The following is a 23,351-nucleotide window of genomic DNA, read 5'->3' as shown; positions in this document are numbered from 1 at the left end:
CGAGCCGGATCCGGTCCGGGGGGCTGGGCAATACGATCGGATCTGTGTGGTTCGGCATCCTTGGGCCGGTCGAGGCGCGTACGAAGGACGGCGAGCCGATCTCCGTGGCCGGTCTCCGGCCCCGGGCGCTGCTCGCCCTGCTCCTGCTCGACGCCGGTCGGCCGGTCAGCGTGGCGCGGCTGATCGACGGCCAGTACGGCGACCGGCCGCCCGCGCTCGCGGCGGGTGCCGTCCAGGCGCACGTGTCGCGGCTGCGCAGAGCGCTTCCTCCCGGCACGATCGAGTTCGACGACGCGGGCTACCGGCTCGCCGTGGACCCCGCGGACGTCGACGCGCACCGCTTCGAGCTGCTGGCCCGCGAGGGGCGCGGGCTCCTCGTCGCCGGCCGGCACGAACAGGCCGCCACCGTGCTGCGCGAGGCGCTCGCGCTGTGGCGGGGTCCCGCGCTCGCCGACGTGGCGGACGTGCCGTTCGCGCCGCCGCAGGCGTCCAGGCTGGAGGAACTGCGGCTGTCGGCGCGAGAGGACCTCGTGGAGGCCGAACTGGCCCTGCCCGAGGGCACCTCGGTCGCCGAGCTGCGGCGGCTCGTGGCCGCGCACCCGCTGCGAGAACGGTTCGCCGGCCAGCTCATGCGGGCGCTGCACGCCTCCGGGCGACGTGCCGCGGCGCTCGCCGTCTTCGAGGACGTCAGGCGGCTGCTGGCCGACGAGCTGGGCGTCGACCCGGCGCCGGAGCTCGCCGCGCTGCACGTGGCCATCCTGCGCGGCGAGCACGGGCAGGGGAAGGACGAGCAGGGAAGGGACGAGCAGGGAAGGGACGAGCGGGAGAGGCGGCCGCGGGGCGGGCTGCCCGCGCCGCTCACCGGTTTCGTGGGGCGCGAGGAGGAGCTGGCCCGCCTGGACGCGCTCCGCGGCCACCGGCTGGTGACCGTGACCGGCCCGGGAGGCACCGGCAAGACCCGCCTGGCCGTCGAGGCGGCCCGCCGCGGCGGCAGGGAGGCCTGCTTCGTCGACCTGTCCCCGCTGGAGGACGGCGACCAGATCCCGCCGGCCGTGCTGAGCGTGCTCGGCCTGCGCGAGACGGGGCTGCGGTCACCCGCGCTCGGCCGGGCCGACCCCGCCGAGCGGCTGACGGCGGCGCTCGCCGACCAGGACCTGCTGCTCATCCTGGACAACTGCGAGCACCTGGTCGACGCGGCCGCCGCGCTGGCCCGCCGGCTGCTCGACGCCTGCCCGGCGCTGGCCGTCCTGTGCACCAGCCGGGAGCCGCTGGGACTCACCGGCGAGATGCTCGTCCCGCTGGCGCCGCTCCCGGTGCCGCCTCCGGGCGTGGACGGCGACGACGCGCTCGCCTACCCCGCGGTGCGGCTGTTCATGGAGCGGGCCGCCGCCGTGCGCCCCGGCGTGACGATGCGGCCGGAGTTCGCCGAGATCTGCGTGACGCTGGACGGCCTCCCGCTGGCCATCGAGCTGGCGGCGGCCAGGCTCAGGTCCTTCACCGCCGCGCAGATCGCCGAGCGGCTGGGCGAGCACGGGCGGTTCGCGCTGCTGTCCCGCGGCGACCGCACCGCGGCGGCGCGGCACCGCACGCTGCACGCGGTGGTCGACTGGAGCTGGAGCCTGCTCACCACGCGAGAGCAGGCGCTCGCCCGGCGGTTCTCGGTGTTCTCCGGGGGCGCGACGCTGGAGGCGGTCGAGCGGGTGTGCGGCGACGGCGAGCAGCCGCCCGGCCCGGTGGCCGGACTGCTGGCCGACCTGGTGGACAAGTCGCTCGTCGAGGCGGACGGCGGCCGCTACCGCATGCTGGACACCATCCGCCTGTTCTGCGCGCAGCGGCTGGCGGAGTCGGGGGAGCTGCCGCGGGTGCGGGCCGAGCACGCGGCCTGCTATCTCGATCTCGCGCGGCGTGCCGACCCCTGGCTGCGGCGGGCCGAGCAGCTCGAATGGCTGGCCCGGCTGTCGGCCGAGTCCGGCAACCTGCGGGCCGCGCTTCAGCACGCCGTCCAGGACGATCCGGCCACCGGGCTCGGGCTCGTCGCGGCCCTGGCCGCGTACTGGTGGCTGAGCGGGCGGCGCGTCCAGGCGGCCTCCTCGGCGCTGCGGCTGCTCGAACGGTTCGGCGACGGGCCGCCCGCCGGGCTGGAGGAGGAGTACGTGCTGTGCGTGCTGAACGCCGTGCCGCACGCCCCTCCCGAGCAGTGGGCGCGGGCCGAGCGGATCATGCGGACGCTGGGCCACGAGGTGCGCTACCCGTTCACCAACGCGCTGTGGGGGATGATCGCCGGGCCGCCGGACGCCGAGACCGCCGCCCGGCGCGGGCGGCTGCTCGGCCCCGACCCGTGGAGCAGGGCCGCGTCGCGGCTGGGGATGTCGCTGCTGCTCCTGATCGACGGCGGGCCGTCCGGCGCCGAGCGCGAGCTGGAGTCGACGCTGTCCGGCTTCCGCGCTCTGGGGGAGCGGTGGGGGATGGCGCAGGCGCTGGAATGGCTGGCCCTGCTCGCGAGCTGGCGCGGCGAGTGGGCGCGGGCCAGGCTGCTGTGGGGACAGGCCGTCGACCTGCACGAACAGCTCGGCGCCCTCGACGAGACGGTGGACGTGCTGTGGCGCAGGGCCGGCGGGCTGCTGCGCGAGGGCGACTTCGCCGCGGCCCGCGCCGACCTCGTCCGCGCCGCCGAGCTGGCACGCGTGACCAGCCCGTCGCGCCGGTCTCCTTGGGTCGAACTCGGCCGCGGCGAGCTGGCCCGGCTGTCCGGGGAGCACGCCGTGGCGCGCGAGGCTTACCGGGCCGCGCTGGACGCGGCCGCCGTCGGGCCCTTCGCCACCGCGGGGGTCCGGCCGCTGGTGCACACCGCGCTGGGACGGCTGGCCGAGGCGGAGGGCGACCTCGCCGAGGCCGTGAGCCGGCACGGGGAGGCGCTGCGCCTGGCGCGCGAGACGCGGGTGGTGGCCACCGAGCTGGCCGACATCGCCGAGGGCCACGCCGGGGCGGCCCTGCTCGAAGGCGCGGGCGAGCGGGCCGCGTACCTGCTCGGCGTCGGGGTGGCCCTGCGCGGCACCGCGGTCACCGGCGACCGCGACGTCGCCCGCGTCGCCGCGGGCGCCACGGAACTGATCGGCGCCGCCGCCTTCGCGGCCCGCTTCGCCGAGGGCGCCGCCCTGCCCCGCGACCAGGCGACGGCCGCCCTCACCTGACCGGCGACCCGCCCTCGGCCGATGCCCCGGCGACGTACCCCTCGCGCGGCGCCGGTGACCCGACGTCTCCCTCACCCGGCGCCGGTGACCCGGCGACGCCGCCTCGCCCGTCCCTGGGTGGGGAGCCGGCGGCGCTGACAGGACCGCGCCGGCTTGTCAGCGGGCTGTCGCCGGGCTGTCAGCGGTCGCGTCCAGGCTCGGGGACATGGAGAACACGAACATTCTCATCTCCGGGGCAGGCATCGGCGGCCCCGCGCTCGGCTGGTGGCTCAGGCGGTACGGGTTCACCGTGACCGTCGTGGAGAAGGCGCCGGCCCTGCGGCCCGGCGGGCAGGCCGTCGACTTCAAGGGCGAGACGCACCTGACGGTGCTGCGCCGCATGGGAATCCTGGAGGACGTCCGCCGCATGCGGACCGGCGGCACCGACCAGGAGATCGTCGACGCGGACGGCCGCCGGCTGGCGGTGCTCCCCGCCGAGTTCTCCGGCGGCGCGCTGGAGATCCGGCGCGGAGACCTCGCCCGGCTGCTGTACGACCGGAGCGCCGCGGCCGGATGCGAGTACGTCTTCGGCGACTCCATCACCTCGCTCACCGAGGCGCCGGGCGGGGTGCACGTCACGTTCGAGCGCGGCGCTCCTCGCACGTTCGACCTGGTGGTGGGCGCCGACGGGATGCACTCCAACGTCCGCAGGCTGGCGTTCGGCCCGGAGCGCGACCACGTCCGCTTCCTCGGGCACTACTACGCGCTCGCCGAGCTTCCCGAGCCCGTGGGAGGGGTCCCGCAGATGTACAACGAGCCGGGCAGGATGGTCGCGAGCGGCGGACCCAAGTCGCCGGCCTTCTTCGTCTTCGCCTCCCCGGAGCTCGCCTACGACCGCTACGACGTCGAGGAGATGAAGCGCATCGTGATCGGCGCCTACGCCGGGATGGGCGGGCGGACCCCGGCGATCCTTGAGCAGGTGCGGCGCGCGGACGACCTGTACCTCGACTCGATCAGCCAGGTGCGCGTCGAGCGGTACGCCAAGGGGCGCGTCGCGCTGGTCGGCGACACCGCGTACGGCAACACGCTGGCCGGGTTCGGCACCGGCCTGGCCGTGGTCGGCGCCTACGTCCTGGCCGGCGAGCTCGCGCTGGCCGGCGGAGACCATCGCGCCGCGTTCCAGCGCTACGAGGAGCTCGTCCGGCCCTACGCGAAGATCGCCAAGAACGGCAACGCCGGTCCGTTCCTGGCCCCGGGCACGCCCGGCAGGATCAGGATGCGCAACCTGATCTTCAGAAGCCGCCTGCTGCTCAAGGGGATGCTGAAGATGACGGACATGTTCGCCACCAACATCGACCTGCCGGACTACCCGTCCCTGGCGCCCGGCCGGCCCGGGCGCCACGCGTGACCCCCTGGCATGGCGCCCCTCCCGGGGCCGGTGCGGCGTCAGGAGGCCAGGAACTCCTCGGAGACCTGCCAGAGGCGGGCGGCCGCTTCCGGGTCGAGGGCGTAGGCCGCCACTCCGGTGCGGGTGCCGGGCTGGTGGGGCCCGGCCTCTTCGCAGTCTTCGAAGTAGCGCCCGCCGACGCCCTCCAGCAGCGGGGAGGTGGCGACCAGCACGGACGTCGCGGCGCCCTGCTCAGGGATCTTCCAGCTGGCCGCCGCGCCGCCGGTCTGGGCGCGCAGCCGCGCGAGCTCCTCGTCCGACACGTGCCTTTGCAGGTTGGTGCGGATCGCTCCGGGGTGCAGGGCGTTGACGGTGACGCCGTCGTCCGCCCACCGCCTGGTCGCCTCGACCGCGAACAGCACGTTCGCCGTCTTGGACTGGCCGTAGGCGGCCCACGGTTCGTACGGACGGTCCCGGAAGTGGATGTCGTCGAAGACGACCGGCGAGCGCAGGTGGGCGGCGGAGCTGACGGACACGACGCGGGCGCCGCCCGCCGCCGCGAGCGACGGGAGCAGGCCGGTGGTGAGCGCGAAGTGGCCGAGGTGGTTGGTGGCGAACTGCAGCTCCCAGCCCTCCGGCGTGCGGGTCTCCGGAGCCGCCATCACGCCGGCGTTGTTGACGAGGATGTGCAGCGGGCCGTCCCACGCGGCGACGAAGGCGGCGACCGAGGCCCGGTCGGCGAGGTCCAGCGCCGCGACGCGCACCGGCTTGCCGCCGGTGCCGGCGGTGATGTCCTCGGCGGTGCGCTCGCCCGCGCCGAGGTCGCGGACGGCGAGGGTGACCTCCGCGCCCGCGCCGGCGAGCGCCCGCGCGGTCTCGATGCCGATGCCCGAGGCCCCGCCGGTCACGATGGCGCGGCGGCCGGTGAGATCGATGCCGTCCACGACTTCGGCGGCGGTGGACGTGGCGCTGAACGGGGTGGTGATGCGAGGTGTCATGGTCATGACGGTGCCTGGTTTCGTTGAGCGATTCTGATGGGGAGACCCACGCGGTACGCTGAATCGGAGGAACCTCCAGTTAGACGGACTCTAATCGGAGTTTCCTCCGGTTAGCAAATCGTGCCTGCGTGTGGGACGGTCGCAGGGAAATCCAGACGGAGATCTGCGGCCCGCGCCCGCCAGGGCGCCGGCGGACGGGCGAGGAGGAACGCATCGTGTCGGTCACCGGCCCACGGCCGCTTCGCGCGGACGCCCAGCGCAACCGCGAACGGCTTCTGGACGCCGCCGTGCGCGCGTTCGCCCACGACGGGCCCGATGTGACGCTGGAAGCGATCGCCAAGGCGGCGGGCGTCGGCATCGGCACCCTCTACCGCCACTTCCCCACCCGCGAGGCGCTGGTCGAGGCGGCCTACCGCAACGAGCTCGCCCGGCTGTGCGACGCCGTGCCCGAGCTGCTGGAGGCCATGCCGCCGGTCGAGGCGATGCGCGCCTGGGCCGATCGCTTCCTGGACTACATGACGACCAAGCAGGGCATGGCCGACGCGCTGCGCGCGGTGATCGCCTCCGGCGGCGACCCGTACGCGCACAGCCGCGACCGGCTGATCGGCGCCGGCGAAACCCTGCTGCGCGCGGGGGCCGAGGCGGGCGTCCTGCGCGCGGACGTCGCGCCCGCCGACGTGCTCACCGCCCTGAGCGGCGTCACCCTGGCCGCGGGCGCCCCCGGGCAACGCGCCCAAGCCGGCCGCCTCCTGGACCTCCTGCTGGACGGCCTCCGCTACGGAACCCCCGGCTGAGCGCCTCCGCCCGCCCGTCCTGGTCGGCGATGGCCTTCGGAGGGGGCGCGGCGGGTGCCGCGGGGACGGCGGGGTTGCCGCGCCAGTGGGCGTGCGGGGCGAGCTCTTCGCCCTTCATGAGGAAGGAGTCGGGGTCCAGGACGGCGCCGTCGCCCATGCGGACGCCGTAGTGGACCAGGGCGTTGGTCCCGATGCTGCAACCGGCGCCGATCGCGATGTGGTCGGACTTGAACGTGCCGTCCTCCAGCGAGTGCGCCTGGATCAGGCTCTTCTGGGCCAGGGTGCAGTCGTCGCCGACGGTGACCAGCGTCCGCTCCGGTATGTAGCAGCCGTCGTCGAAGACCCTGCGGCCGACGCGCACCCCGACCAGCCGCCAGGCGAGGTTCTTGAACGGGGTGCCGTTGAGCAGGTCCAGGTACAGCGGGTTGGTGAGCTTCCACATCCGCTCGTGCCACCAGTAGTAGGGCTGGTAGATCGAGCAGAACCGGGGGGTCAGCGCGCGGAAGCCGGTGGCCAGGCGTTCGGCCAGCGCGAAGTACAGAGTGGTGAACACCACCGCGCCCACGATCCCGGCGGCGATCGCCGCCGCGCCGGCGGCGTCGTAGAGGCGCGCGGCGGCCATCGCCAGCAGGACCAGGCCGAGGACGTGCAGCCAGCGGCTGACCAGGTACAGCGCGATGGTCACCGTGTTGTGCCGGGTCTTGGCGGCGAGGCGGCGGCGCAGCTCCTCGCCGGTCTTGAGGTGGTCGAAGCGGGCGTCGCGCTGCACCGAGCGCGGGATCTCGAAGCAGGGGGAGCCGAGCAGCCCGACGTCCCGCCTCAGATGCCCGTCTATGGGCAGCATGACCTTGGTCGCGAGCAGGCAGTTGTCGCCGGTGCGGCTCTGCGCGGGGTAGGCGATGTCGTTGCCGACGAAGGTGTGCGCGCCGATCGTGGCGCGCGACAGCCGGAACGTCCCGGCGGAGAAGTCGGCGTTGACGATCGACAGCCCGTCCGACACCATCGTGCCGCTGCCGATGGTGGTCAGGTACGGGGACTCGTGCTTGTGCTGCAGCCCGAAGTTGGACCCGGTCTGCTCCACCTTCGACAGGTCGTATCCCAGCGCGCGCAGGTAGTGGACGATCCAGGAGCTGTCGCCGAACAGGTGGGTGAACATCTGCGCGTTGGTGACCCGGGCGATCGCCCGGTGCGCCCAGTATCGGAAGCCGTAGAGCGGGTACACGCGTCCCTCGCGCAGGGCGGGGCGCAGCAGGCGGGGGACGGTCGCCACCAGGACCATCGCGGCCGCGAGCCCGCCGAAGTAGACGACGAGCGAGACGGCCGGCGCGTCCCGCCAGGCCGGCCACGACGTCAGGTCCCTGGGCCCCGCCGCCGTGCCGCCCGCGGCCGGCTCGGTGAGGACGGGGAAGCGCGTGCTCAGCCAGTACAGGCCGCCGATGCCCAGCGGCAGGTACACGGCCAGGGTGGTGAGCAGCTGCATGGCGCCGAAGCGGACGGTGCGCCACCGGCCGCAGCGCTCCGGTTCGAGGGCCAGGTAGTCGGCGGTGGCCGGCTGGGCGGGCGACCCGTGCCAGCGCTCGCCGTCCGGCACCGACTGGGAGGACTGCAGGGACGAGGAGTGCCCGAGCTGGGCGCGGTCGCCGATGGACGCCCCGATGTCGATCACCGTCCGCTCGCCGACGAAGGCGTCCTCGCCGATGGTGACCGGACCCGTCTCGATCACGCCCCCGCGGGCCCGGTAGCAGGTGAAGAAGGAGTCCTTGCGGATCACCGTCCCGCCGCCGATGGTCAGCAGGTCGGTGCAGACCGGCACGTTCCTGGACAGGATCAGCGTTCCACGACCGATGCGCGCGCCGAGCGCGCGCAGGTACAGCACGTACAGCGGCGAGCCGGTGAACAGGGCGAGCGGGCTGCTGCGCACGAGCGTCTTGACCGTCCAGAACCGCAGGTAGGCCAGGCTCCACACCCTGATGGTCGTGCCGGGTCTCCACCGGCCGGCGAGCGTCCATTTGGCCGCGATCGGCACCGCGCACAGCGTGGCGAAGACGGCCGCGCCGGCCGCGACCGACCGGGCGTAGACCTCGGCCGCGCCGGACGCGCCGGACACCCAGCGGTAGCAGCGGTCCAGCAGCAGCGCGCCGAGGAAGGTGTAGGCGAGGAACAGCAGCGCCTGCAGCAGCCCGCACAGCAGGTACTCGGCGGTGCCCGCCCGGACCGGGGTCGGCGGCGGCGCGGCCGGCGCCTCGGCCGCGGGCCCGGCCGCGGGCGCGCCGTCCGTGAGAGCGAGCGCCAGGGCGCGGATGGTGGGGTGCAGGTACACGTCCTTGATCGACACCGGCGGCAGGCCGGCGCGTTCCCTGACCCTGGCGCAGAAGCGGGTCATCAGCAGCGAGTTCGCGCCGAGCTCGTCGAAGAAGTGGCTGTCGACCGAGACCTGCTCCACCCCGATCACGCCGGCCAGCACGTCCGCGAGCGTGCGCTCGGCGGCGGTCGACGGGGCCGCGTAGGGCTGCGCGGTGGACAGGCCGCGTGGGCCGGTGGGAGGCGGCAGGTTCCTGCGGTCGGCCTTGGTGCTCAGCAGCATCGGGATGCCGGGCAGCGGTTCCAGGTAGGCCGGGATCATGTACCCGGGCAGGCGCGCGCGAAGCTCGCGGTAGATCCGCTCGGGGTCCGCCTCGGGCGCGTCGTCGCGGACGCTGTAGTAGGCGACGAGTTCCACCACGCCCGGCTCAGGCTCGTAGGTGTCGACGACGGCCTGGGCGACGCCCGGCACCTGGAGCAGCACCGACTCGATCTCCGACAGCTCGACCCGGTAGCCGTTGATCTGCACCTGGGTGTCGATGCGGCCGTGGTACTCGATCTCGCCGTCGTCGTTGATCCGGCCGAGGTCCCCGGTGCGGTAGATGCGGCCGGACGGGTTGTCCGGGATGCCGAGGAAGTCGGGGATGAAGGCGCGTTCTGTGAGGTCGTCGCGGTTGACGTACCCGCGGGCCAGCCCGATGCCGGCGATGCCGATCTCGCCGAGCTCGCCGGGGGGCAGCGCCCGCGGCTCGGCGGGGTCCAGGACGGCCACGGCGTAGGTCGGCAGCGGGACGCCGAGCGTCACCGGCCGGTCAGGGTCGAGCACCGCCCAGGTGGCGGTGACGGTGGCCTCGGTCGGGCCGTACACGTTCAGGAATCGGCGGCCCGGCCGGTGCCAGCGGCGCACGAGGTCGGCCGGGCACGCCTCGCCGGAGACCAGCAGGAAGCGCAGGCCCGGAAGGTCCTCCTCCAGGGTGGCCAGCAGAGTGGGGACGCAGCACAGGGCGGTGATCGCGCGGGCCCGCAGGAAGTCCGACAGGTCGCGGCCGAGCAGCGTCGCCCCCGGCGGGCGCGGCACGAGCGTGGCCCCCGACAGCAGGGGCACCCAGATCTCCTCGACCGAGAAGTCGAAGGCGATGGTCATGCCCTGGTACACCCGGTCGCCGGGGGCCAGCCCGTACGCGTCGACGGCGACGCGGACGAAGTTGCAGATCGAGGCGTGCTCGACGGCCACGCCTTTGGGCCGGCCCGTGGAGCCGGAGGTGTAGACGACGTAGCACAGCTCCCCGTCCGGCACCCCCTGCTCACCGGCCGACGCTCCTCGCTCCTCGGCCGGCGCTCCCCGCTCTCCGATCGGCGTTCCCCGCTCTCCGATCGGCGTTCCCCGCTCTCCGGCCGGCGTCTCCCGTTCTGTGACCGGCGCTCCCCGCTCCTCGGCGGTGAGCCGGCCGCCGTCCTCGGCGTCGATCAGCGGTTCGGCCTCGTCCAGGCACAGGACGGCGGCGTCGAGGTGCTCGACGCGGTCGCGCAGGTGCGACAGCGTCAGCACGGTGCGCACGCCCGCGTCCCGCACGATGTAGGCGAGCCGGTCGGCGGGGAAGCCCGCGTCCAGCGGCACGTACGCCGCGTTGATCTTCAGGACGGCGAGCATGCCGACGTAGGACCAGACGGCGCGGTCGAGGACCAGCGCGACGCGATCGCCGGGGCGCGCGCCCTGCCGCAGCAGGTGGCGGGCGAGCCGGTTGGCCCGCGCGTCCAGCTCGCCGAAGGTGAGCGTGACCTCTCCGGCGTCCACCGCCGTCCGGGTGTGCTCCCCGGCGGCGCGCAGCCGGTCGCACAGCTCCTCGAACAGGTGGTCCAGCCGTTCGCCGTCGCGCCGCCGGGCCGCGTACGCGCCGCCCGCGCCGACCAGCACGTGCCCGGCGGGGGCGTCTCCGCGCCCCGGCCCGGCGTGCCGGACGTCCTGGACATCGGCCTGTCTGGTCATGCTGCCTCCATCAACCCCCGCGGGTCCCCGTGATCCCGGACCGTCAGGCCGCCACCAGGCAGCACGCGGTGATGGCCTCGACGAGGATGGAGCACGCGGTCTCGACGACGTCGGCGGTCACGTTCAGGGGCGGCAGGATCCGCACGACGCAGTCCGCGCGCCCGCCGACCTCGATGATCAGCCCGCGGCGCAGGGCGGCCCCCTGGACGCGGTGCGCCAGCTCGGTGGCCGGGCCGCCGTCGCGGGGGTCGGCCAGTTCCACGCCCCACATCAGGCCGACGCCGCGCACCTCCCGCACCCACGGGTTGGCCGTCAGCGGGGCCAGCCGGTCGGCGATCTGCTCGCCGCGCCTGCGGACGTTGCCGAGCACGTCGTCGCGGCGCATGACGCGCACGGCCTCGGTCCCGGCGGCGAAGGCGAGCTGGTTGCCGCGGAAGGTGCCGATGTGCGCGCCGGGCGCCCACACGTCCAGCCTGCCGTCGTAGAGGATGATCGCCACGGGCAGGCCCATGCCGCTCAGGCCCTTGGACGCGACGATCACGTCGGGCTCGATGTCGTACCGCTCGAAGGCGAACCACGTGCCCGTGCGCCCGCAGCCGGTCTGCACCTCGTCCACGATGAGCGGGATGTCCAGCTCGCGGGTGAGCCTGCGCACGCGGCGGACGAACGCGCGGCGGGCCGGGATGACGCCGCCTTCGCCCTGGACGATCTCCAGGATGACCGCGGCGGGCGGCGCGACGCCGCCGTTCCCATCGTGCAGCGCCCGTTCGAGCTGCCCGGCGCAGTTGGTGTCACAGGTGCTCGGGACCAGGCCGAGCGGGCAGCGCGCGCAGTAGGAGTAGGGCGAGAAATGGACGCCGGGCACGCCGTTGGCCACCGGCTGCTTCTGCCGCACGAGGCCGCTGAGCGCCATCGCCGCGTGGCCGCTGCCGTGGAAGCCGCCCTGGAAGGCCACGACGTCGCCGCGGCCGGTGGCGATCTTGCACAGTTTGACCGCGGCGTCGACGGCGTCGCCGCCGGTCGGCCCGCAGAAGTGCACCTTCATGCGGTCGCGCAGCGGGGCGGGCAGCATCGACAGCTGCGCCTCGGTGAAGGCGTCCTTGGCGGGGGTGGGGAAGTCCAGACCGTGGGTGAGCCGGGTGAGCTGGGCGGTGGCGGCCCGCACGAGCTCTGGGTGGTTGTGCCCGAGAGTGAGCACGCCGGCGCCGGTCAGGAAGTCGATGAAGACGTTGCCGTCCAGATCGCGCACGAAGCTCCCGGACGCCTCGGCGATGGCGATCGGGAGGCGGCGCGGATAGGTGCGCGCGTTGGACTCCCGGACGGCCTGCCGGTCGAGCAGTTCGGCCGAACGCGGGCCGGGCAGGTCGCTTTCCACCAAAGGGTACGGAAGAAACTCGGATTTGGCGCTGGGATCGGCCAGGCTCATCGGGCTCTCCTCTCAAGGCCGCCGACGTGCTGGTTCCTTTCAAGGCGGGCCGACGTGTGCGGTTCTCCTGTTCTGCTGTTCTCCGGCCGGCTTCGCATATGTGGTGGACATCGTCCGGGATCGACGGTCGAAGAGGCCTTCCGCGATGCCGCCTGCGAATCATGGCCTCAGGTACACGGTTACGATTCCACCCCGGTTACCAGCACAAACACCTCAATCCCCCTCGCATCCCGGTAAGTCCCGCATTTGGCGGCGCACGCGCGGGCACGCGGTTCCCGCGATTAGCGGTCGCCTACCGGGAACGCTGCCGGGAACGCCGCCGAGAAACCTCGCAGTGCGCGGCGCAGAACGCCGTCGAGCGCGCGGGGATACGATTCGCTGAGCCGGAGCGGGCTTTATACGGCCGAACGGACGGCGAAAGTAATCGACCGGAAAAGAGCGTCCGGCCGGTTGCCGGATGCCGGCGGAACGCTTGTGCGGGGAATCGGCAAATTCGGGTAAGAAAGGCCGCGGGGGTGCCGGGGCGCCGGGCGTCCGCGTCGCCGTCCGGGCGGACATCGGCGCGGGAGTCCTCGTCAAAGTTTTGCGGTGACCTGACGTGATCCGTGCGATTCGGTCAGTGCGCTCGGCGATCTGTGGGGGTATAAGGCGTTAGTGCTGTCTTGCGAACTAAGGGCGGTTTCGCGGGCGGCCGTCGTACCCGAAGCCCTGGGTGAGCGTGATGACATCGAGCTCCATGAGCCGCCGGTCGGCACAGGGATTGCCGGCAGACGTGACCAGCTTCGTCGGGCGTCGGCAAGAGATGGCCGAGGTCAAGACGCTGCTGTCGAAGTCCCGGCTGGTCACCCTCACCGGCTTCGGCGGGGTCGGCAAGACCAGGCTGGCCGCCCGGACCGCCCAGGACGTGCAACGGGCGTTCCCCGACGGCGTCTGGTTCGTCGACCTGTCCGCCCTTGAGGACGCCGACCTGCTCCTGCCGACCCTGCTGGAGGTCCTGCAGATCGAGGAGCGGACCAGCCGCCCGTCGATGGCGGCGGCCGCCGAGTACCTGGCCGACCGGAAGGGCCTGCTCATCCTGGACAACTGCGAGCATCTGCTGCACGACTGCGCGTTGCTCGCCGAAGACCTCCTGGCCGCCGCGGACGGGTTGCGGATCATCGTCACGAGCAGGGAGCCGCTGCGCATCCACGGCGAGCGCACCCTCGTCGTCCATCCGCTCCCCCTCCCCGACGACGACGGCGCGAACCTGTCCACCCAGGCGCTCGCGGAGGTGGACGCGGTACGCCTGTTCGTGGAGCGCGCCGACGCGGTGCTGCCGGGCTTCGCGGTCACCGACGACAACCGCGACGCCGTGGGCCAGATCTGCCGCCGCCTGGACGGCATCCCGCTCGCGATCGAACTGGCGGCGGTGCGGCTGCGCGCGCTGTCCGTCCAGCAGTTGCTGGACCGGCTGCAGGACCGGTTCAAGATGCTCACGACCGGGTCGCGGACGGCCGCCCTGCGCCAGCAGACGCTGCGCGCCCTGGTCGACTGGAGCTACGAGCTGTGCACCGAGCCGGAGCGGCTCATGTGGACCCGCGCGTCGGTCTTCTCCGGCGGGCTGGACCTGGAGGCGGCCGAGGCGGTCTGCTCCGGCGACGGCATCGCCCGCGAGGACGTCGTGGACGTGATCAGCGGCCTGGTGGAGAAGTCCGTGCTGGTCCGCGAGGAGCATCCCGTGGGCGTGCGCTACCGGCTGCTGGACACCGTCCGGCAGTACGGCAGGGACCGGCTGGCCGAGTGCGGCGGGCAGGAGGCGCTGCGGCACCGGCACCGCGAGTTCTACCGCGCGCTGGCGCGGCAGGCGCACGCGCAGATCTTCACCGCCGCGCAGCTCCATTGGCAGCGCAGGCTCATGCTGGAGCACGCCAACCTGCGGGCTGCCCTGAGCTCCTGCTTCGAGGAAGGCGACGCGGAGGACGGCCTGCGCATGGCCACGGACCTGCTCTACCACTGGAAGACCATGCACCAGATCGGGGAGGGGCGCCGCTGGCTGGAGGACGGCCTCGCCAAGGTCACCGCGCCGTGCGAGCCGCGGGCCTGGGCGCTGTGCTGCGCGGGCTGGATGGCGATCATGATGGGCGACCACGAGGCGGCGTCGGTGATGATCGACGAGGCCAGGGAACTGGGGGAGGCGCTGGGACTGCCCCACCTGCTCGCGTACGTCTCCCTGTTCTCGGGCATGACGGCCGTCTACCGCGGCGAGATCGACACTGCGATCAAGTTCCACGAGGAGGCGCTCGCCGGGCACCGCGCCGCCGGGGACGAGCGGGGCCAGGTGCTGGCGCTGATCAGGCTCTGCCTCACCTACGGGCGCAAGAGGTACGTGGAGCGGGCGGCCGCGGCCGGCGAGGAGGCGGTCCGCGTCTGCGACGCCCGCGGCGAGGGCTGGCACCGCGCCTACGCCCTCATGGCCCTCGGCGTGCTGGCCTGGCGCGAGGGGGACATGGCGCGCGCCGTCGCCCTGGAGAAGGAGAGCATGCGGTGCAACAGCGCGCTGAACGACCGGCTCGGCGTGGGCATCAACGTGGACGTGCTGGCGTGGATCTCCGCCGCCGCCCACGACTACGAGCGGGCGGCCCGGCTGATCGGCGCGCTGTGGACCATGTGGCGGACCTCCGGCAGGCCGCTGTTGCAGTTCGGCCACCTGATCGTCTACCACGAGGAGTGCGAGGCCGGCATCCTGCAGGCGCTCGGCGAGCCCGCCTTCCGGGCGGCGCTGGACCAGGGCGCGCGGCTGTCGTTCGAGGAGGCGCTCGCCTACGCCATGGAGGAGAGCCCGACCGCCGCCCCGAGCGCGCAGGCCGCGGGCAAGGCGTCTCCGCTGACCCGCAGGGAGATGGAGATCGCGCGGCTGGTCGCCCGCGGGCTGAGCAACAAGGACATCGCCGCGACGCTGGTCATCGCCCAGCGCACGGCCGAGGGACACATCGAGCACATCCTGAGCAAGCTCGGCTTCCACTCGCGCGCGCAGATCGCGGTGTGGATGGCCGAGCAGGATCGCCGCGCCGCGGCGCAGGACAACAGCCGGCAGGCCTCGCCGGACCCGCCCAAGGGCGCGGGGGCGGCGGCCTCCCGTACGCGGCGCTGAGCGCCCCGGACGGCGGCGCCGGCGGCGAGGGACGCCGGACCGGGCGGACGCGGGCTGTCCGCCGGTCCGGCGTCACCAGGGGAGGGGGCGGGCGAAGGCCCGGGAGGCTCGTGCGGAACGGTCCTCAGTACAGGAGCGCGGGACGGTCCTCAGTACGGGAGCATGGTGCGTCCCGACGGGGTGCGCAGGTCCTGGAGGTCGTCGGCCGGGCGCCGCCGCTGTTTTCGCGTCTGGAACCGGCGCGCCCGGTACGCCTGCCGGCCGCCGGGGACCGCGACGGGTGCCGCCTGGTCGCGGCGCGGGTCCTCACTCATCGTCCCCGCTCTTCCCGGCCTCGGCCGCCGCCGTCTCGCACTCGCAGGCCACCTCGAACCAGACGACCTTCCCGGTGGACAGCGGGTGGCTGCCCCAGGAGGTGGAAAGCGCTTGCATGAGATACACGCCGCGACCGCCCTCGTCGCCGTCGTGGACCTCCCGCACCTGGGGCAGGGCGGGGTTGGTGTCCTGCACCTCGCAGCGGAGCGTTCCGTCGTCCATCGCGAGCGACATGACGGCGCCCCACGAGTGGCGCATGGCGTTGGTGACGACCTCGCTGACGAGCAGTTCCACGACGTCGGACTGCGCCGTGAGCCCCCAGTCGGACAGCTTGCGGCGCACCCGCCTGCGCATCTTCGGGACCGTGGTCGGTTCAGGGACCAGCACCCACGAGGCGCGCTTGCCGCTCTGGCGCGCCGGCCAGAGGCGGACGGCCGCGCGGGCGTGGCGGAGGGAGGAGATCCTCCCCGGCGTGTGGGTGGTCGTCATGCGGCACATCCGTAGGCGAAGCGGTGAACGGGAGGGACGCTGCGTCCGTCCGGCAGCAGCTCACCTGTGTCGTCGAACACGACCACGCCGTTGCACAGCAGCCCCCACCCCTGCTCCGGGTGGAAGGCCACCAGGCAGGCCGCCTCGTGATCGACGGCGTCGGCCGGCGGGCACTGCGGTTGGTGTTGACACATGACTGGCACCTGAATCCGATGAGATCTTGCTGGTCGTCTTCCTTACCGACATGTAGAGCATCGTCCTGCGGACGCATACCTAGTAACGGGACAACTACCCCTATCGATACCCATATACCGCAAATGGGTACTCAGTCTTTACCTTCGCGGGTGGCTCGGCTGACCGGGCGGCCCGAACGCGGGCCGGGTGATCTACCTGGTCCCGCCGAGTCGCGGGCCTTCCTGCCGATGCCGTGCACCTTCCCTGGGGGCAACTTGTGGAAGCCGTTGACACGCGTCCGCCGATGATGTTTCCCTTCGTTAGTAAAGTTTCCTAACGAGTAAGGGAGGTCAGGTGCCGATCCCCCCGGCCGCACGGCCCTTGCGCGCGCGCGTCCTGCTGGTCCCGGCGCTGACCGCCGTCCTGGTCACCGCCTGCGGCGCGGGCGGTGACCAGGCCGCCGTGGCGACGACGGGCCGCGCGGCGACCACCGCGGCGGGAGCGGCGCGGGCGACGGCGGCGTCCGCCGACCTCACCGACCCGCACAAGAAGGAGATGGCCATGCGACTGGTGTCGAGCGCGGAGAACTCCTCGCTCGACTGGCGGGCCCAGTACGGCTACATCGAGGACATCGACGACGGGCGGGGCTACACCGGCGGCATCATCGGGTTCTGCTCCGGCACCGGCGACATGCTGGAGCTCGTCGAGCTGTACACCGCGCGCGAGCCGGGCAACATCCTGGCCCGGTACCTGCCCGCGCTGCGCGCCGTCGACGGCACCGACTCCCACAAGGGGCTCGGCCCGGACTTCACCGAAGCCTGGAAGGCCGCCGCCGGGGACCCGGCCTTCCAGGCCGCCCAGAACGACGAGCGCGACCGGGTGTACTTCGGACCGGCGGTCCGGCAGGCCAAGCAGGACGGCCTGCGCGCCCTCGGCCAGTTCGTCTACTACGACGCCATGGTCATGCACGGCCCCGGCTCGGACCCCGTCAGCTTCGGCGGCATCCGCGAGACGGCCCTGAAGAAGGCCAGGCCGCCCGCGCAGGGCGGCGACGAGCAGACCTACCTGGACGCCTTCCTCGACGCCCGCGAGGCCGCCATGAGGACCGAGGAGGCCCACGGCGACACCAGCAGGGTGGACACCGAGCAGCGGGTCTTCCTCAAGGCCGGCAACCTCGACCTGAACCCGCCGCTGTCGTGGAAGGTGTACGGCGACGGCTACCACATCGACGAGTAGGACGCCCCGGCGCGCCGGGCGGCGGCGAGAGCGCCGTCACCGAGCCTGCCGGGGCGGGACGCCACGGCGCGCATGGACGGCGGGCCTTCACCGGTCATCGGTGGGGGCCCGCCGTACGTCGCAGGGAGCGCGAGGGCGGCCTCACAGGGCCCGCAGGCCCTGGATCACCTCGCGCAGCAGACGCTCCTCGGGCAGCTGCGACACGGTCGCGGGGGGCCGGACGGTGACGAGCTCGTTGTCGCGCAGGTCGCCGAGCAGGACCCGGGTGACGCCGAGCGACAGGCCGCTCTCGGAGGCGAGGTCGACCACCGACATGGGATGGACGCACATGCGCAGGATGCGCAGGTGCTCGGGGCCGAGGCCCGGCTGCGGCCTGCCGCCCGGCACGGCCCGGACGATCGCGACCATGTCGAACGCGGGCCCCGAGGGGCGGGTGCGCCCCCGGGTGACGGTGTAGGGGCGGATGAGGGGCCCGGCCTCCTGATCCAGCCAGCGCTCGCCGTCGCTCATGACGCGTTCCCCTCACCTTCGTGAGCTCGTTCCCAGCCCGCCCTGAACGAAGAGAACATATCGGGGGACGGCTGGAGCGGTTCGGCGTCCGGGCGCTCTTCCGGCGCGCCGTTCGCCTGCGCCCGGGGACGGCCCGGCGCGCGCTGGGGCGCCGGCGGCGCCTCGCGGAGCTGGGGGGCCAGGCTGGCCTGGCGCACCCGGTGCGGCAGGCCGGTGGCCCTGCGCGGCGCCCTGGCCTCGTCGCCCGTGCCGCCGGTGCCGTTCGAGCGGTGGGTGCCGCCCCCCTCGCCGGTGGACCGGACGGACGCGCCGGGCCGTCCGGCGCCGGAGTCGGAGCCGGAGCCGATCGCCGCGGTGAGGCTCCGTCCCCCGCCGAACCACCCCTCCCCGCCGGTGATCTGCTCCACCGAGTACGGCTCCGGCGAGCGCTCGGTCGGCATGACCAGGCTCTCGGGCAGCAGCACGATCGCCGTGGTGCCCCCGTAGGGGGAGGGACGCAGCGAGACGCGGATCTCCCGCCGGGCCGCGAGGCGGCCGACCACGAACAGGCCGAGCCGGTCGCTGTCGGCCAGATCGAACTCCGGCGGGTCGGCCAGCCGCTGGTTGATCTGCTCCATCTCCTCCGGGCTCAGGCCGAGCCCGCGGTCCTCGATCTCGATGGCGAAGCCCCTGGCGACCATCTCGCCGCGGACCTCCACGTGGGTCTGCGGCGGCGAGAACATCGTGGCGTTCTCCACCAACTCGGCGAGCAGGTGGATGACGTCGGTGGCCGCGGTGCCCGCGAGCGACACGGTCTCCGGCATGGCCACGTGGACGCGCAGGTAGTCCTCGACCTCCTCCACGGCGGCGCGGACCACGTCGTACAGGGGGATCGGATTGCGCCATCCACGTCCGGGGACGGCGCCGGACAGGATGATCAGGCCCTCGGCGTGCCGCCGCATGCGGGTGGTGAGGTGGTCGATGCCGAACAGCTCGTCGAGCAGCTCCGGCTCGGTGACCTTGCGCTCGAGCGCGTCCAGCATGGACAGCTGGCGGTGCAGCAGCGACTGGTTGCGGCGGGCCAGGTTCAGGAAGACCTTGCCGACGCCCTTGCGGATCTCCGCCTGCCCCACGGCCGCCTCGATCGCGGTGGTCTGCACCGAGGTGAACGCCTCACCGACGTTGGTGATCTCCTCGGTGGGGCCGGCGGCGATCGGCGGACTCTCGGCGGCCACGTCGACGTCCTCCCCCTGCCGCAGCCGCTGGACCACTCTGGGCAGGCGCTGGTGGGCGAGTTCGAGCGCGGCGTGCTGCAGGTTGATCAGCTCGGCGGTGATGCGCCGGCCGAAGCGGACGGAGACGTACAGCGAGACGCCCACCGCGATGACGCCGAGGATGAGCGTGACGGCGATCCGCAGCAGGATCACGCTGGCCAGCGGGGCGGCGCGGTCGGCGATCCGCTGGGACACGATCGCGTTCTGCCGGTCGAACGCCGTCGTCAGGGACAGGATGTTCGATCCCCAGTTGATCGAGCCGCCGGGCAGCCTCCTGCCGGGCTGCACGTCCTGGGTGACCTGGTCCTCCACGGAGGCGAACCTGGTGTAGGTCGGGGAGTTCTGCAACACCAGGTACGGCTGGCGCAGGTCGGGGTCCAGGAGCTGGAAGCCCATGTCGTAGACCATCCTGCGCTTGGTGACCATGGTGGTGAACACGGTGCGCTCGTCGCTGGTCATGGACCCGGCCCGCACGACGCCGGCGAGCAGGGCGGCCTGCTCGCTCATCAGGTCGCGGCTGCGGTCGATCAGCGTCACGGCCCTGGTCGGCGGGCCGATCTCCAGGTCTCCGGCGAACTTCAAGCTGTCGTACACACGGCCGACGGCGTCGGAGATCAGGCGGTAGGCGTCCAGGGTGAGCAGGCGGCTGAAGCTCCTGGAGTCCACCCGGGCCCGGATGTCGGGCAGCCGGTGGGTCGTCTCGATCAGCTCGGTCACCCGCTGGTACATCTGCGGGCTGGACTCCTGCTCCGAGGCGCTCGCCAGCACGGCCTGCTCCAGGGCGATGCGAGCCCGGTCGGTCCTGGCGCGCTGCGCCTCCAGCTCGTTCCGTTCGTTGGAACGGGCTCCTGAGCTGAGGAAGACGATCGACTGATAGCGCTCGTTCTGGATCTGCGAGGCCACGTCACCGGTGGGGACGACCAGGGTGTCGTAGATCGTCCGGACTCTGAGGAGGTCAAGCCCGCTCTGGACCGTGATCATCGCGGAGTACGCCCAGATCCCCAGCATGGACACCAGCGGCACCAGTACCAGGGTGAGGATCTTGAATTTGATGGACCTCTTACGCCCGCCCATGTGACCTCGCAGGGGAACCGCATCGTTACACGCGGGTTATTGGTGGCGAAACAGTATCAACGTGGGTCAGGTGGAGGTAGTGCCCTCAAGTAACTAAACGGGGCCTTTTCGGAGTACCAGACATCCCATACTGGTAATCTTCGTCTGGTTGTCAGACAATATTTCGCATGCACCAAGACCCTTCCCCCGCCATGTCAGGGACGGCCGCAGTGGTCGCCGCCGCGGTGCTCTGGGGCACCGCCGGGACGGCCGGCACGCTCGCCCTGGGCGGCACGGCCGACCCGGTGGCGCTCGCCGCGGCCCGCCTGGTGATCGGCGGCGCCGTGCTGGCCGCGGCGGCCGGGCCCGCCGCCTGGCGCCTGCTGCGCGGCGCACGACGCCGCACGCTGCCGCTGGCCGCCGGCGCGCTGGCCGTGGCCGCCTACCAGCTGTGCTACTTCGCCGCCGTCGGGCGCACCGGCGTCGCCGTCGGGACGGTGGTGGCGATCGGCAGCGGGCCCGCCTTCACCGGCGCGCTGTCCTGGCTGTACGACCGCCGGCGGCCCGGCGGGCGCTGGACGGTCGCGACGGCCGCCGCCGTCGCCGGGTGCGCCGCCCTGGTCCTCGGCGGCCGGAGCGTCGGCGCCGACCCGGCGGGGGTCCTGCTGGCCCTGCTGGGCGGCCTGCTCTACGGCTTCTACGCGGTGACCGCCGCCCGGACGATCAACACGGGAGCCGCCTCGGGCGCGGTCATGGGCGTGCTCTTCGGCGGGGCCGCCGCGGTGATGCTGCCGATCCTGCTGTGGAGCGGCACCGCATGGCTGGGCGAGCCGCGCGGCCTGCTCACCGCCGTCTACCTGGGCTGCGCCACCACCGCACTGTCCTACTTCCTCTACGGGCGGGGCCTGCGCACGACGCCGGTGGCCAGGGCGGCCACCCTGTCGCTCGCCGAGCCCGCCGTGGCCGCGCTGCTCGGCCTCGCCGTCCTGCACGAGCGGCTCACCGCCGTCTCCTGGGCGGGCCTCGCGCTCCTCGGCGCCGGCCTGCTCCTGGTCGCCCTGCCCGGACGGCGCCGGGGCGCGGTCGTCGGCCCCGGCCCGCGCACGGCACAATCGTCGGCGTGAAGCTGCGCCCGGTCTCCACGGTCGACGCCCTCGCCGCCGCCCTGCGCCGGCGCGTGCTGTCCGGCGAGATCCCCCCTGGCACCCCGCTGCCCGAGCAGGAGCTCGGAACCCTGTACGGCGTGGCGCGACCGACCGTCCGCGAGGCGCTGGCCCTGCTCGTCCACGAGGGCCTGCTGCGGCGCGAGCGCAACCGCAGCGCCTACGTCCCCGAGGTCTCCAGCGCCGACCTGGACGACCTGATGTTCGTCCGGCGGCCGCTGGAGGACCTCATGGCCGTCAAGCTGGCCGGCAGGCGGGTGGCGCGGGCGGACGGCGCGCTCGCCCGGATGGCCGCGCTGGCGCCGGACGCGCCGTGGGCCGACGTCGTGGCCGAGCACATGACGCTGCACACAGAGCTCATCGCCGCCGTGCGGAGCCCCCGGCTGGAGCGCCTGTACGCCGCCCTCGCGGCCGAGACCAGGCTCGGGCTCGTGCGGCTGCGCACGATCTACCCCGACCGGGCGACGCTGGTCGCCGAGCACAGAGATCTGCTCGACGCCATCGCACGGGGCCCGGCGCAGGCCGCCAGAGCGGCCGTGGCCGCCCATCTCGACCACACATGGGGCGACGAGTGAGGACCGGACGACCGCCCCGCCGGGCGACCGGCGGGGTCCAGGCGTGCCCTGATTAGCGACTTCTCTTGCATGGAGTGCTCGTAAGTCGTCACAATCGCGCCCATGCACGGCAACTTTGTGCCGGATACCTATGTCTACGTCACCGAAGAGGGCGTCACCCGTCACTACGCCGATGGCAGCGTGGAAGCCCTCGCGTGGGAGGACGTCGTCGAGGTCCGGGTGGGCGGGGTCACGGAATCCGACATCCTGATCGTCCTGCTCGACCGCGACGGGCAAGGATGCGTGGTGCCGCGCTCGGCGACCGACGCCACCTTCCTGGCGAGGCTGCGCTATCTGCCCGACTTCGACCTCGACCGGCTGAGCGAGGCCTTCACCTCCGCCACGCCCAGTTACGTGGTCGTGTGGCGCAGCCCCGACCCGCCCACCCCGTTGCCCGACCTCGAATACGACTGAGCCCGCGGCCGGCTCCCGTGCCGGTCAGCTCCCGTGCCGGCCCGCGCCCGCGCGGAAGCGGCCGACGCCCTCGGCGACCGCCCCTCGCAGGGAGACCAGGCCGTGGCGGAACTCGTTGCGCAGCGCCTCCTCCTCCGGGAGTCCTTCCTGCTCCAGGACGGAGAGCCGGTCCTGGCGCATGCACTCCTGGGGCAGCCCGGCGAGCTGGAGCGCCAGCTCCTCCGCGTGCGCCCGGGTCGTCCCGGACGGCACGACGCGGTCGGCCAGGCCGATGCGCAGGGCCTCCGCGGCGTCCACCGGGCGACCGGTGAGGATCATGTCCATGGCCCGGCCCGTGCCGACGAGCCGCGGCAGCCGCACGGTGCCGCCGTCGATGAGCGGGACGCCCCAGCGGCGGCAGTACACCCCGAAGACCGCGTCCTCGGCGGCGACCCGCAGGTCGCACCAGATCGCCAGCTCCAGCCCGCCGGCCACCGCGTACCCCTCCACGGCCGCGATCACCGGCTTGGACAGCCGCATGCGGGTCGGTCCCATCGGGCCGTCCCCGTCGGGCTCCAGGCGGTTGCCCCGCCCGGTGCCGACGGCGTGCAGGTCGGCGCCGGAGCAGAACGTGCCGCCGTCGCCCCACAGCACGGCGACGGCCGCGTCGGAGTCCTCGAAGGAGCGGAAGGCGTCGGCGAGCGCCGCCGCGGCGGGCCCGTCCACCGCGTTGCGGACCTCGGGCCGGGAGAGGACGACGGTGGCGACCGGGCCGGAGCGCTCCAGGTGAATACCAGACATGTGCTGAATCTAACGAGGCTAGGGTCGCCTACACGGATTTGGACCGTTCCGTCAAGCCAGAGGACACGGGAGTTTCAGGCCGATTGTGGCCATTGCCAGGCTATTTCGCTGGGCCTTAGCGATCTTTAGTATGTGAACGGGTACCCACGCTCGTGAT

The 23,351-nt window shown here is 73.3% G+C and carries 17 protein-coding genes; 8 read left to right on the top strand and 9 right to left on the bottom strand.

Annotation, left to right across the window (positions count from 1 at the left end; all coding sequences use genetic code 11):
* Positions 1–44 precede the first annotated feature (44 nt).
* Together ACZ6QO_RS24220 and ACZ6QO_RS24215 are read left to right on the top strand one after the other, a co-directional pair.
* Entirely contained in the window at positions 45–3,191 is a 3,147-nt protein-coding gene (locus ACZ6QO_RS24220) for an ATP-binding protein (protein ID WP_465853864.1), read from the top strand.
* Positions 3,192–3,396: 205 nt separating this feature from the next.
* The gene (locus ACZ6QO_RS24215) at positions 3,397–4,578 is read left to right on the top strand and encodes an FAD-dependent monooxygenase (protein WP_465853863.1); all 1,182 of its coding nucleotides are present in this window, start codon (positions 3,397–3,399) and stop codon (positions 4,576–4,578) included.
* Between the two features lie 38 nt (positions 4,579–4,616).
* On the opposite strand, the gene ACZ6QO_RS24210 is transcribed toward ACZ6QO_RS24215, so the two are convergent.
* A complete protein-coding gene (locus ACZ6QO_RS24210; RefSeq protein ID WP_465853862.1) occupies positions 4,617–5,555 on the bottom strand; it encodes an SDR family NAD(P)-dependent oxidoreductase in 939 nt (312 codons plus the stop codon).
* Between the two features lie 215 nt (positions 5,556–5,770).
* Between ACZ6QO_RS24210 and ACZ6QO_RS24205 the strand changes: the two genes are divergently transcribed.
* The gene (locus ACZ6QO_RS24205) at positions 5,771–6,349 is read left to right on the top strand and encodes a TetR/AcrR family transcriptional regulator (protein ID WP_465853861.1); all 579 of its coding nucleotides are present in this window, start codon (positions 5,771–5,773) and stop codon (positions 6,347–6,349) included.
* On the opposite strand, the gene ACZ6QO_RS24200 is transcribed toward ACZ6QO_RS24205, so the two are convergent.
* Both ACZ6QO_RS24200 and ACZ6QO_RS24195 read right to left on the bottom strand, forming a co-directional pair.
* Positions 6,255–10,637 carry a Pls/PosA family non-ribosomal peptide synthetase gene (locus tag ACZ6QO_RS24200; RefSeq protein WP_465853860.1) on the bottom strand — a complete coding sequence of 1,461 codons (4,383 nt, stop codon included), beginning with the start codon at positions 10,635–10,637 and terminating at the stop codon, positions 6,255–6,257. The two genes, ACZ6QO_RS24205 and ACZ6QO_RS24200, sit on opposite strands and share 95 nt — an antisense overlap.
* 43 nt (positions 10,638–10,680) lie before the next feature.
* Positions 10,681–12,063: an aspartate aminotransferase family protein gene (locus ACZ6QO_RS24195; protein ID WP_465853859.1), complete on the bottom strand. Its 1,383-nt coding sequence runs from the start codon at positions 12,061–12,063 to the stop codon at positions 10,681–10,683.
* A gap of 772 nt (positions 12,064–12,835) precedes the next feature.
* On the opposite strand from ACZ6QO_RS24195, the gene ACZ6QO_RS24190 reads away from it, so the two are divergent.
* Entirely contained in the window at positions 12,836–15,193 is a 2,358-nt protein-coding gene (locus tag ACZ6QO_RS24190) for an ATP-binding protein (protein ID WP_465853858.1), read from the top strand.
* Between the two features lie 149 nt (positions 15,194–15,342).
* On the opposite strand, the gene ACZ6QO_RS24185 is transcribed toward ACZ6QO_RS24190, so the two are convergent.
* From ACZ6QO_RS24185 to ACZ6QO_RS24175, 3 genes are read right to left on the bottom strand one after another with little or no spacing between them, the layout of a single operon-like run.
* On the bottom strand, positions 15,343–15,507 hold the full coding sequence (locus ACZ6QO_RS24185; RefSeq protein WP_465853857.1) for a hypothetical protein: 165 nt from the start codon (positions 15,505–15,507) through the stop codon (positions 15,343–15,345).
* Positions 15,500–15,997 (bottom strand): ATP-binding protein, encoded by a 498-nt coding sequence (locus ACZ6QO_RS24180; RefSeq protein ID WP_465853856.1) that lies wholly within the window; start codon positions 15,995–15,997, stop codon positions 15,500–15,502. The genes ACZ6QO_RS24185 and ACZ6QO_RS24180 overlap by 8 nt, the downstream gene beginning before the upstream one ends.
* Positions 15,994–16,191, bottom strand: coding sequence for a DUF5999 family protein (locus ACZ6QO_RS24175; protein ID WP_465853855.1), 198 nt, complete (start codon positions 16,189–16,191; stop codon positions 15,994–15,996). The genes ACZ6QO_RS24180 and ACZ6QO_RS24175 overlap by 4 nt, the downstream gene beginning before the upstream one ends.
* 334 nt (positions 16,192–16,525) lie before the next feature.
* Between ACZ6QO_RS24175 and ACZ6QO_RS24170 the strand changes: the two genes are divergently transcribed.
* Entirely contained in the window at positions 16,526–17,407 is an 882-nt protein-coding gene (locus ACZ6QO_RS24170; protein WP_465853854.1) for a chitosanase, read from the top strand.
* 141 nt (positions 17,408–17,548) lie between these two features.
* On the opposite strand, the gene ACZ6QO_RS24165 is transcribed toward ACZ6QO_RS24170, so the two are convergent.
* Both ACZ6QO_RS24165 and ACZ6QO_RS24160 read right to left on the bottom strand, forming a co-directional pair.
* Complete coding sequence (locus ACZ6QO_RS24165) at positions 17,549–17,917, bottom strand: DUF742 domain-containing protein (RefSeq protein ID WP_465853853.1); 369 nt, start codon at positions 17,915–17,917, stop codon at positions 17,549–17,551.
* Positions 17,914–20,244: a sensor histidine kinase gene (locus ACZ6QO_RS24160; RefSeq protein WP_465853852.1), complete on the bottom strand. Its 2,331-nt coding sequence runs from the start codon at positions 20,242–20,244 to the stop codon at positions 17,914–17,916. Before ACZ6QO_RS24160 ends, ACZ6QO_RS24165 begins: the two co-directional genes overlap by 4 nt.
* Positions 20,245–20,411: 167 nt before the next feature.
* Between ACZ6QO_RS24160 and ACZ6QO_RS24155 the strand changes: the two genes are divergently transcribed.
* From ACZ6QO_RS24155 to ACZ6QO_RS24145, 3 genes are all read left to right on the top strand, one after another.
* Positions 20,412–21,347 (top strand): EamA family transporter, encoded by a 936-nt coding sequence (locus ACZ6QO_RS24155; protein WP_465853851.1) that lies wholly within the window; start codon positions 20,412–20,414, stop codon positions 21,345–21,347.
* Positions 21,344–21,961 carry a GntR family transcriptional regulator gene (locus tag ACZ6QO_RS24150; RefSeq protein WP_465853850.1) on the top strand — a complete coding sequence of 206 codons (618 nt, stop codon included), beginning with the start codon at positions 21,344–21,346 and terminating at the stop codon, positions 21,959–21,961. The genes ACZ6QO_RS24155 and ACZ6QO_RS24150 overlap by 4 nt, the downstream gene beginning before the upstream one ends.
* Positions 21,962–22,063: 102 nt before the next feature.
* The gene (locus ACZ6QO_RS24145; RefSeq protein WP_465853849.1) at positions 22,064–22,414 is read left to right on the top strand and encodes a hypothetical protein; all 351 of its coding nucleotides are present in this window, start codon (positions 22,064–22,066) and stop codon (positions 22,412–22,414) included.
* Between the two features lie 24 nt (positions 22,415–22,438).
* Here the strand turns inward: ACZ6QO_RS24145 and ACZ6QO_RS24140 are convergent, their stop codons facing one another.
* The gene (locus tag ACZ6QO_RS24140) at positions 22,439–23,194 is read right to left on the bottom strand and encodes a crotonase/enoyl-CoA hydratase family protein (RefSeq protein ID WP_465853848.1); all 756 of its coding nucleotides are present in this window, start codon (positions 23,192–23,194) and stop codon (positions 22,439–22,441) included.
* Between the last annotated feature and the right edge of the window lie 157 nt (positions 23,195–23,351).

This window comes from Sphaerisporangium sp. NPDC049457, assembly GCF_055586705.1.
The sequence above is the reverse complement of the archived record's forward strand: the minus strand, read 5'-3'. Positions and strand labels throughout refer to the sequence as shown.

Coding starts and splice junctions, on each gene's coding strand:
- ACZ6QO_RS24215 (WP_465853863.1), top strand. CDS start 3,397: ATGGAGAACACGAACATTCTCATCTCCGGGGCAGGCATCGGCGGCCCC.
- ACZ6QO_RS24210 (WP_465853862.1), bottom strand. CDS start 5,555: ATGACACCTCGCATCACCACCCCGTTCAGCGCCACGTCCACCGCCGCC.
- ACZ6QO_RS24200 (WP_465853860.1), bottom strand. CDS start 10,637: ATGACCAGACAGGCCGATGTCCAGGACGTCCGGCACGCCGGGCCGGGG.
- ACZ6QO_RS24195 (WP_465853859.1), bottom strand. CDS start 12,063: ATGAGCCTGGCCGATCCCAGCGCCAAATCCGAGTTTCTTCCGTACCCT.
- ACZ6QO_RS24185 (WP_465853857.1), bottom strand. CDS start 15,507: ATGAGTGAGGACCCGCGCCGCGACCAGGCGGCACCCGTCGCGGTCCCC.
- ACZ6QO_RS24180 (WP_465853856.1), bottom strand. CDS start 15,997: ATGACGACCACCCACACGCCGGGGAGGATCTCCTCCCTCCGCCACGCC.
- ACZ6QO_RS24175 (WP_465853855.1), bottom strand. CDS start 16,191: ATGTGTCAACACCAACCGCAGTGCCCGCCGGCCGACGCCGTCGATCAC.
- ACZ6QO_RS24165 (WP_465853853.1), bottom strand. CDS start 17,917: ATGAGCGACGGCGAGCGCTGGCTGGATCAGGAGGCCGGGCCCCTCATC.
- ACZ6QO_RS24160 (WP_465853852.1), bottom strand. CDS start 20,244: ATGGGCGGGCGTAAGAGGTCCATCAAATTCAAGATCCTCACCCTGGTA.
- ACZ6QO_RS24155 (WP_465853851.1), top strand. CDS start 20,412: ATGCACCAAGACCCTTCCCCCGCCATGTCAGGGACGGCCGCAGTGGTC.
- ACZ6QO_RS24145 (WP_465853849.1), top strand. CDS start 22,064: ATGCACGGCAACTTTGTGCCGGATACCTATGTCTACGTCACCGAAGAG.
- ACZ6QO_RS24140 (WP_465853848.1), bottom strand. CDS start 23,194: ATGTCTGGTATTCACCTGGAGCGCTCCGGCCCGGTCGCCACCGTCGTC.